At 68.1% G+C, this 12490-nt stretch carries 12 protein-coding genes; 3 read left to right on the top strand and 9 right to left on the bottom strand.

Annotation, left to right across the window (positions count from 1 at the left end; all coding sequences use genetic code 11):
- Positions 1–11: 11 nt before the first annotated feature.
- Positions 12–473, bottom strand: coding sequence for a gamma-glutamylcyclotransferase (locus ACTEI_RS33340; RefSeq protein WP_122981270.1), 462 nt, complete (start codon positions 471–473; stop codon positions 12–14).
- A gap of 110 nt (positions 474–583) precedes the next feature.
- Between ACTEI_RS33340 and ACTEI_RS33335 the strand changes: the two genes are divergently transcribed.
- Positions 584–1984 carry an NAD(P)H-quinone dehydrogenase gene (locus ACTEI_RS33335; protein ID WP_122981269.1) on the top strand — a complete coding sequence of 467 codons (1401 nt, stop codon included), beginning with the start codon at positions 584–586 and terminating at the stop codon, positions 1982–1984.
- Here the strand turns inward: ACTEI_RS33335 and ACTEI_RS33330 are convergent.
- From ACTEI_RS33330 to ACTEI_RS33320, 3 genes are all read right to left on the bottom strand, one after another.
- Positions 1911–2621, bottom strand: a complete 711-nt coding sequence (locus ACTEI_RS33330) for a DedA family protein (protein ID WP_122981268.1) — start codon at positions 2619–2621, stop codon at positions 1911–1913. The genes ACTEI_RS33335 and ACTEI_RS33330 overlap by 74 nt on opposite strands.
- 438 nt (positions 2622–3059) lie before the next feature.
- Positions 3060–3272 (bottom strand): hypothetical protein, encoded by a 213-nt coding sequence (locus ACTEI_RS33325; protein WP_122981267.1) that lies wholly within the window; start codon positions 3270–3272, stop codon positions 3060–3062.
- A gap of 425 nt (positions 3273–3697) precedes the next feature.
- Positions 3698–4159 (bottom strand): hypothetical protein, encoded by a 462-nt coding sequence (locus ACTEI_RS33320; protein WP_145830761.1) that lies wholly within the window; start codon positions 4157–4159, stop codon positions 3698–3700.
- Positions 4160–4703: 544 nt separating this feature from the next.
- Here ACTEI_RS33320 and ACTEI_RS33315 point away from each other — a divergent pair.
- Entirely contained in the window at positions 4704–5339 is a 636-nt protein-coding gene (locus tag ACTEI_RS33315) for a TetR/AcrR family transcriptional regulator (RefSeq protein ID WP_122981265.1), read from the top strand.
- Between the two features lie 64 nt (positions 5340–5403).
- Here ACTEI_RS33315 and ACTEI_RS33310 read toward each other — a convergent pair whose 3' ends face one another.
- Positions 5404–7182, bottom strand: a complete 1779-nt coding sequence (locus ACTEI_RS33310) for an acetyl/propionyl/methylcrotonyl-CoA carboxylase subunit alpha (protein ID WP_122981264.1) — start codon at positions 7180–7182, stop codon at positions 5404–5406.
- A 164-nt stretch (positions 7183–7346) separates the two neighbouring features.
- On the opposite strand from ACTEI_RS33310, the gene ACTEI_RS33305 reads away from it, so the two are divergent.
- Positions 7347–8126: an ArsR/SmtB family transcription factor gene (locus tag ACTEI_RS33305; RefSeq protein ID WP_122981263.1), complete on the top strand. Its 780-nt coding sequence runs from the start codon at positions 7347–7349 to the stop codon at positions 8124–8126.
- A 16-nt stretch (positions 8127–8142) separates the two neighbouring features.
- On the opposite strand, the gene ACTEI_RS33300 is transcribed toward ACTEI_RS33305, so the two are convergent.
- The 4 genes from ACTEI_RS33300 to ACTEI_RS33285 form a co-directional block, all read right to left on the bottom strand.
- Positions 8143–8757, bottom strand: a complete 615-nt coding sequence (locus ACTEI_RS33300; protein ID WP_122981262.1) for a Maf family protein — start codon at positions 8755–8757, stop codon at positions 8143–8145.
- Positions 8758–9236: 479 nt separating this feature from the next.
- Entirely contained in the window at positions 9237–10346 is a 1110-nt protein-coding gene (locus tag ACTEI_RS33295) for a S8 family serine peptidase (RefSeq protein WP_164466224.1), read from the bottom strand.
- Positions 10347–11681: 1335 nt separating this feature from the next.
- Positions 11682–12224 carry a hypothetical protein gene (locus tag ACTEI_RS33290; RefSeq protein WP_122981260.1) on the bottom strand — a complete coding sequence of 181 codons (543 nt, stop codon included), beginning with the start codon at positions 12222–12224 and terminating at the stop codon, positions 11682–11684.
- 65 nt (positions 12225–12289) lie between these two features.
- A complete protein-coding gene (locus tag ACTEI_RS33285; protein WP_122981259.1) occupies positions 12290–12487 on the bottom strand; it encodes an acyl-CoA carboxylase subunit epsilon in 198 nt (65 codons plus the stop codon).
- Between the last annotated feature and the right edge of the window lie 3 nt (positions 12488–12490).

Genomic DNA, 12490 nt, shown 5'->3' with positions numbered 1-12490 from the left:
GTGACCCCCGGTCAGGCTTCGGGCGACGCCGTCCGGGTCGGGCGGCGGCGCAGCTCGCTGACGTAGTCGTCGGGCGCGCCGGCCTTCTCGGCCGCGTTGGCGATCTCCGAGAGGTACCACGCGGTCGGCATGCCGCCCTCGTAACCCGCGAAGACGTAGACCCAGGCGGGCACCTCGCCGTCGAGCGTGGAGACACGCACGGTGAGCTTCTGGTACGTCCCGGCGGGCACCCCCTCGACCTCGTCGAGTTGTGCCGCATCCCACGGATGCACGTCGTAGAGGGAGACGAAGACACGGTCGCCGGGCGATTCGACGATCGTCGTCACCGCCCCCTCCCAGCCCATTTCCCCTTCTCCGGCGAAGGTCAGGCGCCAGCCCTCGATCCAGCCCACGCCCACCATGGGCGAGTGCGGACAGTAGGCCAGCATGCGGGCGGGGTCCAGGTTCGAGCCATACGCGGCGTAATGACGCACGGCGACGACGATAGCCGGATCCGACGGTGGTGAGAATATGAGGAGTGCGTGTCGGCACAACCGCTTTTCGCCGCGGCGAACCACAGCCGCTTTTTGGAGGTCGGGAAATCGTGAGTCGGATCGTGATCATCGGTGGGGGACCGGGCGGCTATGAGGCGGCCCTGGTCGCCGCGCAGCTCGACGCCGATGTGACCCTGGTCGAGGCGGACGGCCCCGGCGGCGCCTGCGTGCTGACCGACTGTGTGCCGTCCAAGACCTTCATCGCCAGCTCCGAGGTGATGACCGGGCACCGCCGCAACGACCGCTTCGGGATCCGCTCCGCCGGCCTGGACGGGGTCAGCGTCGACGCGGTCGCGGTCAACCAGCGGGTCAAGCAGCTGGCCCTGGCGCAGTCCGGGGACATCCGGACCAAGCTGGTCAAGGCGGGGGTGGACGTGGTCCGCGGCCGGGCCCGGATGGGCGAGGACCGGCTCGGTCACACCCATCAGGTGCTGATCACGCCGGACGGCGGCGAGCAGTACGCGGTCGAGGCCGACACGGTCCTGCTGGCCACCGGCGCCACCCCGCGGGTGCTGCCCACCGCCCGCCCGGACGGGCAGCGCATCCTCGACTGGCGGCAGGTGTACGACCTGACCGAGCTTCCCGAGCACCTGGTGGTGATCGGCTCCGGCGTGACCGGCGCCGAGTTCGCCAGCGCCTACCTCGCGATGGGCGTGCGGGTGACGCTGGTCTCCAGCCGCGAGCGGGTGATGCCGCACGAGGACGCCGACGCGGCCATGGCGATCGAGCGGGTGTTCCGCGACCGTGGGATGACGATCCTCAGCCAGGCCCGGGGCGACTCGGTGGTCAACACCGGCGACGGCGTCCGGGTGACCCTGGCCGACGGCCGGGTGATCGAGGCCTCGCACGCGCTGATCGCGGTCGGCGCCATCCCGAACACCGCCGACCTGGGCCTGGCCGAGTACGGTGTCGCGGTCGGCAACGGCGGCTACGTGACCGTCGACCGGGTGTCGCGCACCAACGTGCCGGGCATCTACGCGGCCGGCGACTGCACCGGCGTGCTCCCGCTGGCCAGCGTCGCCGCGATGCAGGGCCGGATCGCGATCTGGCACGCGATGGGGGAGGCGGTGAACCCGCTGCGGCTGCGTACCGTTTCGGCGAACGTGTTCACCGACCCGGAGCTGGCCACCGTCGGCGTCTCGCAGAACGAGGTGGACTCCGGGCGTACCCCGGCCCGCCAGGTGATGCTGCCGTTGACCGGCAACGCCCGGGCCAAGATGGCCGGCCTGCAGGACGGGTTCGTCAAGCTGTTCTGCCGCCCGGCGACCGGTCAGATCGTCGGTGGTGTGGTGGTGGCGCCGAAGGCGAGCGAGCTGATCCTGCCGATCACCATGGCGATCGAGAACAACCTGACCGTGGACCAGCTGGCCCACACCATCACGATCTATCCGTCGCTGTCGGGTTCGATCGCGGAGGCGGCCCGTCAGCTGATGCAGCACGAGATTCAGTGACCGGAGCCTCCGGTGGGCCGTCCTGCGGTGGCTTGCCGCCGAAGAGGGCGAGGATCCAGCCGGCCGTGCCGAAGATGACCGCGGCGCCCGCCGCGAGCGCGAACAGCCGCCACGCCGACTGGGTGATCGCGGTGCCGCCCAGGTGCCCGACCAGCCCGCCGTAACTGGCCCAGCAGAGCGCGGCCGCACCGTCGTACCCGACGAAGTACTTGATCGGGTATCCGGTGCGGCCGGCGTGGTAGCCGGAGGCCATCCGGCCGCCCGGGACGAACCGGCAGAGCAGCATCACGAGCGGGCCGGGCCGGCGCAGGCCGCGGGTGAAGCGTTCGGCCGCCCGCCGGGTCCGGGAGTCGCCGCCCTCGTCGTTGCGCGGGGCGAAACGGGCACGCAGGGCGCTCAGCCGGTGCCCGGTGGAGCGTCCGAGCACGAACGCGGTGGCGTCGCCGGTGAACATGCCGGCCGCTCCCACCGCGATGACCAGGGCCAGATGAAGATCCCCGTAGACGGTCAGCGCGCCTGACGTGATCATGATGGCCTGGATCGGCACGACCGGGATCAGGGCGTCCACGGCGAGGAAGCCGAACAGCGCGAGATAGACCCACGCCGGTGTGGCCAACATGGTCAGCAGATCGGTCATCGCACGGGCCACCTCGCGGGTTCAGGGCTCACGGCATTCTGCGCGGGCGCACCTGAGAGGGCGCTGTGTTCAGGATGCGCCTTTCCCACCCGAACAGACCGTGATGCCCGACACGCTACGGGTGAGGGGCGCCGTCGCGCCGCCCCTTTTCCCGGCGGGCCCGGCCGCCCGGGGCCGACGCGCGACCCGTTCCGCGAGGTGAGCGCCGCCCCCGGCCGCCGTCACGGCGCCCTTTTCCCGGGCCGGGCGCGGCGTGGACCGCCCCGGTTTTCGAGGCCGGCACAGCCGCGGGGCGTACCGTTGGACTGCTCGCGGGCGCCGGATCCCCCGTTCCGACGCCGCGGCCGCGGGCCGCCGGTAGGTCCCGTATCGGCGGCCCGTCTACACCTGAACTGCGAAGACACCCACCTTCACCCCGCTCAGGCCGTCGCCAGGCCGTCAGAGACGGGAGCGCCACTGGATGCCTGCCTGGATCGCCGAGACGGTCTCCGCTTTCCAGGGAATCTTGCGCTGGATGGGGCGCGGCGCGGTGACCGAACGAGCCAGGCACGGGTTCCTGCCGGTCTTCTCGTCGTGAACGGCGGCGTTGAGGATGGATTTCAGGTGGGCGAAGACGACCGCCCTGGTGCCGTCGCCGAGCGCACCGACCATGTTGCGGTCCCATTCGCGGATGTCTCTCGCCCAGGTGGACGTTCGCCAGGCTCGCCGCGTCGGCTTCGGCGGGGATGTCCGGCGGCGGCGGCCCGCACCCGGTGGGCTGAAGGGTGAAGCATGAAGGCCTCCTGATTGCCGGAGCGGTTCCTGCTCCACCCCACAATCGGAGGCCTTCACCTGTCGGCGAGCGTGGACTCCGAGGTCGCACCTCAGCCGGCCTGTCCGGACAGCACACCTAGTACCGGAGGCGGGGACCTTCGCGGACATGTGCCTGGGAAAGCGTGCGCACGCCGTTCACACGGCTCCGACTCCTGTCGAAGCCGTCACGCTGGCAGAAGGTGGCTGACCAGGTGCCCACGAAGAACCGCGCTCGCATGAACTCAGATCCCTGTGCAGGTTGAAACTACTTCCCGCAATACTGATCAAGGGATGATTTCGCCCTTGACGACCTCCCAGTCGGAGCACGAACCCCGGACTCCGGCACTGAAGTCATAGGTGCACGCCATGGCGCGAATACCGCTGCTCTCAGCGTAATCTTTGGCGCATTTCCCCCACGTTCCGTTACCCAACTTGTTGGCACACGTCCCGATACGCGCCCTCTCGAAGTTGATGTAATTCTCCCACAGCACAACGGCGGACCTGCCGTCCGCGGCGGTGTCCTTGACGTACCAGGTGTCGCCGTTGTCCACGAAGTACACCGTTGCGCCGGCCACCGAGATCTTCTGGGATGTATCCGACGGCGCAGAGGCTGCCACCGCCGTGTTGTCCTCAGAGGTAAGCGCAGCCAGTGCGGGACTCGGCGCCACGAAGACCGCCATTCCCAGGCCTAGCGCGGCGGCTGCCACCACAATTCCGGAACGCACTTTGCTCGCAAGCTTGTTCAAGGGGTTCCCCCGGTTCCTTTCTGAGGTGCTTGAAGGCGATCACACCCCGTGCGTATCGCCCACGGTCACTGATGAGGAGTCAAGCACGTCACTGCGTATTCAAGCCTCTCACCCATCTCAACCGCCCAGCGACCGTATCAGTGATCTTGCCGTATTGCACCTACCAAAACGAGATAATATCTCGGCTATTCTCAACAAATAGGATAATAAACCAAATTTTGAACTCTATTGCGATGTCAGGCAACAATCCTTTCTCGTTCGACCTGCTGGCATGTTCGTACGGGTCCAAGGGCCCTTCCGCGAAGTCACCAATGCCCGGTCACGGCATCTGGCGTGTGAGCAGGGGCAGAAGGTGCTGTCAATGGTCGTGACCGTGGTCCGCTCTCGGGAGCCGACCGCCGGGCCCGTCCCCCCGGAAGCTGGCCGCCGGGCCCGCCCCAGGGAGTCGACCGCCGGGCCCGCCCCGGAGAGTCGGATCCGGGAGCCCGCCCTCGGGGCCGTCGCGCCCGCGGGGATCTTGACACCGACTAGATATCCTGGCTCGATGACCAGGTCCAGCTACCACCACGGTGACCTGCGCCGGGCCCTGCTCAAGGCGGCGGCCGAGGCGATCACGGAGTCCGGTGTGACCGCCCTGAGCATGCGTGACCTGGCCCGCCGCGCCGGGGTCTCGCACGCGGCGCCCGGTCACCACTTCGCGGACCGGGCCGGGCTGCTCACCGCCCTGGCCACGGACGGGTTCGAGCAGCTCGCCAAGGCGCTGGCCACCTCCCGGCTGGCCAGCGGCAGCCTGCTCGAACTCGGGGTGACGTACCTGCGGTTCGCGCTGGCCAACCGGGCGCAGTTCGAGGTGATGTTCCGGACCGACCTCTACCACGCCGACGACCCCGACCTGCTGGCCGCCCGGCGCCGGGCCGCCGACGCGCTGTATGCCGGGATGACCGACCTGCCGGACGCGCCGCTGGCCGGATCCCGGGTCGAGGTCCCGGCCCGGCCGGCGAAGGAGGGCACGTCCGAGCTGGTCCCCGACGAGGTACGCGAGGTCGGGCTGGCGGCCTGGTCGATGGTGCACGGCTTCGCCACGCTGTGGCTCAGCGGCGCCTTCCCGGACAGCACCCACGAGGACCCGGTGGTGGCGGCCCGGGTGATCCTGGGCCGCGTCCGCCAGATGGGCCGCTAGAGGGCCGGCCCGCCACGCCGGGCCGGCCGGCGACGGCGCGGCCCGGCGCCCAGCGCACGGGCCGTCAGGGCTGCTCGCCCGTGCCGGGATCGTCGGCGATGGTGCAGACCGCGGCGCCGGCCGTGATCGGGGCGCCGACCTCCAGGGACAGCCCGGAGACGATGCCGGATCGGTGCGCCGGCAGCGGCTGCTCCATCTTCATCGCCTCGACCACCACGATCACGTCACCCTCGGTGACCCGGTCGCCGTTCTGCGCGGCGACCTTGACGACGGTGCCCTGCATCGGGGCGGTCAGGGTGTCACCGCTCGGGGCCGGGGCGGACCCGCCGCCCCGCGGACGGCTGGACGCCGGCCGCCTCGGGGACGGGGCTGCGGGCGTACCGGAAAGCAGGGTCCGGGGCAGGCGGACCTCGATGCGCCGCCCGCCCACCTCGACCACGACGGTCTCGCGTTCGGCGGCCTCGCCGCCGGTGGCGGCCGGCGGGGCGGCCGGCGGCACCTCGTTGGCCCACTCGGTCTCGATCCACCGGGTGTGCACGGTGAACGGCTCGCTGGTGAAGGCCGGGTCGCGGACGACCGCGCGGTGGAACGGCAGGACCGTGGCGATGCCCTCGATGACGGTCTCGTCCAGCACCCGCCGGGAGCGTTCCAGCGCCTGCTCCCGGGTCGCGCCGGTCACGATGATCTTGGCGAGCATGGAGTCGAAGTTGCCCCCGATCACACTGCCCGCCTCGACCCCCGAGTCGACCCGCACACCGGGCCCGGACGGCCAGGTCAGCGCGGTCACCGTGCCCGGCGCCGGCAGGAAGTTGCGCCCCGCGTCCTCGCCGTTGATGCGGAACTCGATGGCGTGCCCACGCGGTTGCGGATCCTCGGTGATCGCCAGCGGCTCGCCGGCCGCGATCCGGAACTGCTCGCGCACCAGGTCGATGCCGGTGGTCTCCTCGCTGACCGGGTGCTCCACCTGCAGCCGGGTGTTCACCTCCAGGAACGAGATCGTCCCGTCCTGGCCGACCAGATATTCCACCGTGCCGGCGCCGTGATAGCCGGCCTCCCGGCAGATCGCCTTCGCGCTCTCGTGGATCCGTCGACGCTGCTCGTCGCTGAGGAACGGCGCGGGCGCCTCCTCGACCAGCTTCTGGTGCCGGCGTTGCAGCGAGCAGTCCCGGGTGCCGACCACCACCACGTTGCCGTGCACGTCCGCGATGACCTGCGCCTCGACGTGCCGGGGCCGGTCCAGGTAGCGCTCGACGAAGCACTCGCCGCGGCCGAACGCCGCCACCGCCTCCCGGGTGGCGCTCTCGAACAGCGCCGGGATCTCCTCGATCGTGCGGGCCACCTTCAGCCCGCGGCCGCCACCGCCGAACGCCGCCTTGATCGCTACCGGAAGCCCGTGCTCCTCGGCGAACGCCACGATCTCGGCGGCTCCCGCCACCGGCTCCGGCGTGCCCGGCACCAGCGGCGCCCCCGCGCGCTGCGCGATGTGCCGCGCGGTGACCTTGTCCCCCAGGTCGCGGATCGCCTGCGGGCTCGGCCCGATCCAGGTCAGACCACTTTCCAGTACGGCCTGAGCGAACTCGGCGTTCTCCGACAGGAAGCCGTACCCGGGGTGGACCGCGTCGGCGGCACTGCGCTCGGCGACCTCCAGTAGCTTGTCGATGCGCAGGTAGGTGTCGGCGGCGGTCTCGCCGTCCAGTGCGTACGCCTCGTCGGCGAGCCGGGCGTGTGGGGCGTCACGGTCGCCGTCGGCGTAGACGGCGACGCTCGTGAGGCCGGCGTCCTTGCAGGCCCGGATGACCCGGAGGGCGATCTCGCCACGGTTGGCGATCAATATCTTCCGCACGGCTAGAGCCTAACGGGAGTTCAGCTCAGCGTCGCCTCCCGACCTGAGGGGGGCTCGCGTCCGTACGCGACCGGTTCTCGCTCCCCGGTCTTGATATGCAGCTGTGAGGCTGCATATCATTCGTGCAGCCGTACGGCTGCATTTTTCCTTCGGATGGTGACGCGATGGACGAGGTGTTCAAGGCGCTGGCCGATCCCAGCCGGCGGCACCTGCTCGACAGCCTGAACCGGCGGAACGGCCAGACGCTGCGCGAGCTCTGCTCCGGTCTGGGCATGGCCCGCCAGTCGGTGAGCAAACACCTCATGGTGCTCGAGGCCGCCGGCCTGGTCAGCACCACGTGGCGCGGGCGCGAGAAGCTGCACCACCTCGACGTCGCGCCGGTCAACGCCATCGCCGACCGCTGGATCAGCCGATACGACCGGCGGCACGTCCAGGCGCTCGCCGACCTCAAGACCACGCTGGAGGGTGCACCGATGGGTTTCGTCTACACCACGTACATCGCGACCACGCCGGAGAAACTCTGGCGGGCGCTCACCGACCCGGCGTTCACCAGCCGGTACTGGGGGGTCGAACTCGACACGGACTGGACGGCCGGCGCCCCGGTCACCTGGCGGGTCGGCGACCTGTCCATCACCGACCCGGAGCAGGTCGTCCTGGAGGCGGTGCCGCACCGGCGGCTGTCCTACACATGGCACACGTTCACGCCCGAGTTCGCGCAGCGGTACGACTTCTCGGCGGAGTGGCTGGAGCGGGTCACCCGGGAGAGCCGGTCGAGGGTGACGTTCGAGATCGAGCAGTCCGGCAGCCTGGTCAAACTCACGGTCATCCACGACGGGTTCGACGAGGGCAGCACCATCCGCGAACAGGTGAGCCAGGGTTGGCCGTCGATCCTCTCCAGCCTCAAGACCTACCTGGAGACCGGGACGCCGCTTCCGGCACAGTAGGGCCGGGCGCCGGCACTCAGTGGCGCCACAGCGCGGTGATGGGGATGTCCATCTCGGCGAGCAGCGTGCGCAGCAGCGGCAGGGACAGCCCGATCACATTGCCGGGGTCGCCCTCGATCCGCTCGACGAACGCGCCACCACGGCCGTCCAGCGTGAACCCGCCGGCCACCTGCAGCGGCTCACCGGAAGCGACGTACGCCTCGATCTCCGCGTCGGTCACGTCGGCGAAATGCACCACGGTCGTGCCGACGCCCTCCGCCTGCAGCCCGCTGACCAGCCCGGTCAGGTGATGTCCGGTGTGCAGCACCCCGGACTTGCCGCGCATCGCCATCCAGCGCTGGACCGCCTGCTGCGCGTCGGCGGGCTTACCGAAGACCTCGCCCTCGAACGCCAGCACCGAGTCGCAGCCCAGCACCAGCGCCGACGGATCCGCCGGCAGCTCCGCCGCCACGGTGCGCGCCTTCATCCGTGCCAGCGCAAGACTCAACGTGTACGCGTCCTCCGCCTCCACGACGCTCTCGTCCACGCCGCTGACAATGACCTCCGCGTCGATCCCGGCCCCGGTGAGCAGCGCTCGCCGGGCAGGGCTGGCGGAGGCAAGAATCAGCCGGTACGCGTTGTCACTCTGCACGAAAAGTGAGACTACAGACCCGAGGCGTGCCAAAGTGTGCGCAAGGCCCATGTTCAGCCCGCGAATGCCGACGAACCTGGTTCGGGGTGGTGGGTTGGGGCGCTTCGGGGGTGCGCCGCCTGCTGCTTTTGTGGTGCCTTGCCTGGTGCCGATGTGTCGTCCGGTCGTGGGTGTGTGCTGTCTTGCCTGGGTCGCGTCGTCGCTGCTGTTCGTGGTCGTGGTCGTGGTCTTGGTCGTGGTCTTGGTCGCCCCGCCGCTTCTGTTAGTGGCCGTCGGCTTACCCGTTGTCGTGGTCGTGGCCGTGCCGCCGATCGTGGCCGTTGCTGTTGCTGTTGCTGTTGCTGTTGCCGTGGTCTTGACCGCGCCGTGCTTGCCCTTTTCTGCCAGAGGTTCGCGTTGTCCCGGGTGTGCCGCCCGGCCGTCGGAGGCCGACCTCGGAATCCGGGTCGGGACACCGATGTGCGCCAGGATGCACAAAATCAGGGCTGTTTTCGGCGCCGTCGGCGGGCCGAGAGGAAAGCGACCAGGACGGAGGCTGCCGACACCGTGGCGATCCCGCCGAGAACAGCGACCTTCCGGCTCTCAGAGTCGCCGGTGCCGCTTCCAGCGGGTGGTCCTTCCGCCGTCGCTCCCGGTGATGGCGAACCCACCGTCGGCCCGGAGTCAGACGCGCCCACCAGCGGTGGCACGTCTGCGGTGAGCGCCTTGACGATGTTGAGCACGCCGTAACCGCACTGCTCATCCCGGCCTGGCGGTCCGATGTCCGTGGCGGTGGCGGTCAGCCGATGAATGACTTCCGGTGCCGAAAGCTCCGGAAACTTGGCCCGGACCAACGCCGCCGCCCCCGAAACAATCGCCGTAGCGGCCGAGGTGCCTTGAGCCTTGCGGTACGTGTTGTTCAATCCGGTCGTAGAAATTTCCGCTCCGGGGGCACATAAATCCATGTTTGGACCCGTGATGGAGAAGGAGGCGTGCTTCCCGCTTCGATTGATTGCTCCGACAGCAAGTACGCCAGGGAGTGCTGCCGGATACCCGAATCCGGCTGCGGTTTGATCGTTCCCTGAGGCGGCCACGATAACTGCGTCGAACTGTGCAGCCGTGCTTACGGCGGCCCGGAGCGCTATCGAAGGGCTAGTGCCGGCAGACACGTTAATAACCATGGACCCATGGGTTACGGCTGCCTTGATCCCGCCGGCCAGATTGGAGTCCGGGCGCGCCACCTCATATGACTTTATTGGAAGTAGGTGTGCCGACGGCGCTATACCAAGTATGCCTTCTGTGTAATTGTGCCCGTGGCCGACGATAAGCCCGGCCATCTCTGTTCCGTGCCCATCTCGGTCTTTTTTCCCTTGAGTGCCATTTGTGGTCGTAAGGTCGGCTCCATTGAGTAGGTTGTTAACGATATCCCGATGAGGGAAGACGCCGGTATCAACGAGGCCGATGGTGACGTCATTGCCCTTCGTGATCGCATGCGCAGTCTCGATATCAAGATATTTGAGATGCCACTCCGAATCTCGCACATAATCTGCATGAAAGTCGTTGATCGGCGTGAGTGTTGACGTTAAGGCGAGAGCTGCGTTGGCAATCATCCTCATGCTATGGCAGTCCAATGGCTGGTCCGGGATCTACTTTTTGCTTCTCCGGAGGGGTTATTATTGGTGATATTCCGTGCCCTGTAGCCCAAGGATTATCCGGGTCCCAATGATTATCTCTAGCTTCGGGATCGCCCGATCGTGACGTCCCGCGGATGGGGCTGCCTCCAGTGACGACTGGTTGACCAATAATTCCCCCGCTTGGATTGACGCGCTGTGTCCTCCCTGGATTCGTTCTCGCGTGAGTGCTGTCGCTCACTGGGGCGCCGCCGATCATGCCACCCTGTGTTGGAACTTGGGCTCCATGAGCAGGGGAATTAGGATGGGTAGCGTGATTAATAGAGGTTCGTGTGTCTCTCAAGCGGGATGGCAGTGATGTAGGTCCGGGCGTGAGCGGAAGATTTGTCCCTCCTGTCGTGGGATTAGCTTCAGTTCCGCTTCCCTGTGGAATAAGTGCGGGTTGATGTAACGGTGGTCCTGCGGCGGGTGTGGTTATGCCGCTTAGGGCCGGTCCAGGGTTCCCCGGCGTTGAAGCAGGCCATGGGCCGGGATTAGTCGCTGAATCGGGTAAAGAAGGCCGTGGCTGATTGTTCGGACTGCTGATCCCGAAACTAACTGAGTTGTCTTTTATCGCTGCAATGCTAGGGCTTTCGGGCTGACCCGTGGGTGATGGTGGAATTCGATCCTGCATTCGCGGCGAGGCGTCTATCGATATAGGGTGGAGTGGTTCGCTCCATTCGAAACTCTGTGAGGGATTATAGGGTTTGGGGTTATTGATGTTCAGTTGGGCCATGGCCAGGTCCGTGCTCAATGTCGACATCACCGACTGCGCCTGAAGCTGCAGTTCCATCTGCCTGGACTCGCTTACCGCGGCCGGGGTCAATGTCACTTCTCGCCACTTGCCGACGACTTCCCCGCTCGTCTGCCGCTTCCTTGCGATGTCAGCCAGCTCCTGCTGATTCGCCGCATGCTCGCGATAGATTGCTTCCAGCCTGTGGCGGGCACTGACCAGGGCTGACGTGGCGGCGCCGAGGGCTCGATGATTCTCCACCGTCGCGTGGTAGGTCGCGCTCAAATGGTCTATCAGGTCGTCCAGCCGGCCGAGGTATGTGGCGGAGGCGGCGCTCTTCTCCGGGGGCCAGGCCTCGGCGAGGTTGTCTCGGTACCGCTTGACCCGGGTGAGGTGATCCACCAGCAGGTCGGCGGACTGCTTCCAGGTGAGGAGCAGGTCTTTGTGGGCTGCCCCGTCGTGCGGGGCCAGCATCGCCCACATCTGCGGGACGGTCCGCTGCATCCAGTCGGTGCCGCCGCCGTTGTCGGAGTCCGCGAACATCAGGAGCCCTCCTGGGCGGACGGACCGGATGGAATGAACGGCGCCGACTCCGTCGATGGCGACGTGGACGCGTCCGCCGCCGGTGTGGTGTCAATCGGGGAGTCGGCGCCTGATGGGCTCGGCTCGCTCGGTGATCCGGAAGGGCGTGGGGTCGGTGGCAGCAGGCCGGCCGTGACGAGCGCCGATTCGATGTCGCCGAGCCGGGCCCGCGCGAAGGCGTCTGTTCCCGTGTACTGCTGACTGACCTGCTCGGCGGCCTTCGCGAAACCGTGCGTGCCGTTCGCGAAGTTGTAGATGTTCTGCTGGCAGGTCTCCTGTGCCGACTCGAGCGCGTTGACGAACGTCACGAGCTCGCCGAAGCCCGCGTCCGCCGCCGGCAGCCGGGCCAGCATGCGGTTGGCGAGGGTGTCGGCGTGGGGGGCGTAGTCGCGGGCGACATCCGCCAGAAGTCTGGCGGCGAACTCTTCCATCGCGGTGATGTCGGCCGCGATCTGGCCGCCGTCGCGGACCCGGGCCGGGTCGAGGTCGTCGTTGGGAGCCACGCAGCGAGGCTAACCGCTCACACCGGGCCACATCGACCCCTGTGGAAGCCCCTGTGGACAGAGCTTCAGCGGGGGAGGCCGGAGGATTTCCAGGAGCGTGGGCGACCGGCCGGACGGGCTGATCGGATCCAGTCTGAGGTGGTCTGTGGCGCTGTTCCGGAATTGACCGTCGTGGATCGGACTGCCAGGATGGCGACCAGGGCGGCCAGTTCATGATCGTCTAGGCTTCCACGTACGACGCCGACCAGCGGTTCCTCGTTCATTGG

It is taken from the genome of Actinoplanes teichomyceticus ATCC 31121 (assembly GCF_003711105.1).
GTDB classification, from domain to species: Bacteria; Actinomycetota; Actinomycetes; order Mycobacteriales; family Micromonosporaceae; genus Actinoplanes; species Actinoplanes teichomyceticus.
This window is presented reverse-complemented; position numbering and strand designations above follow the sequence as displayed.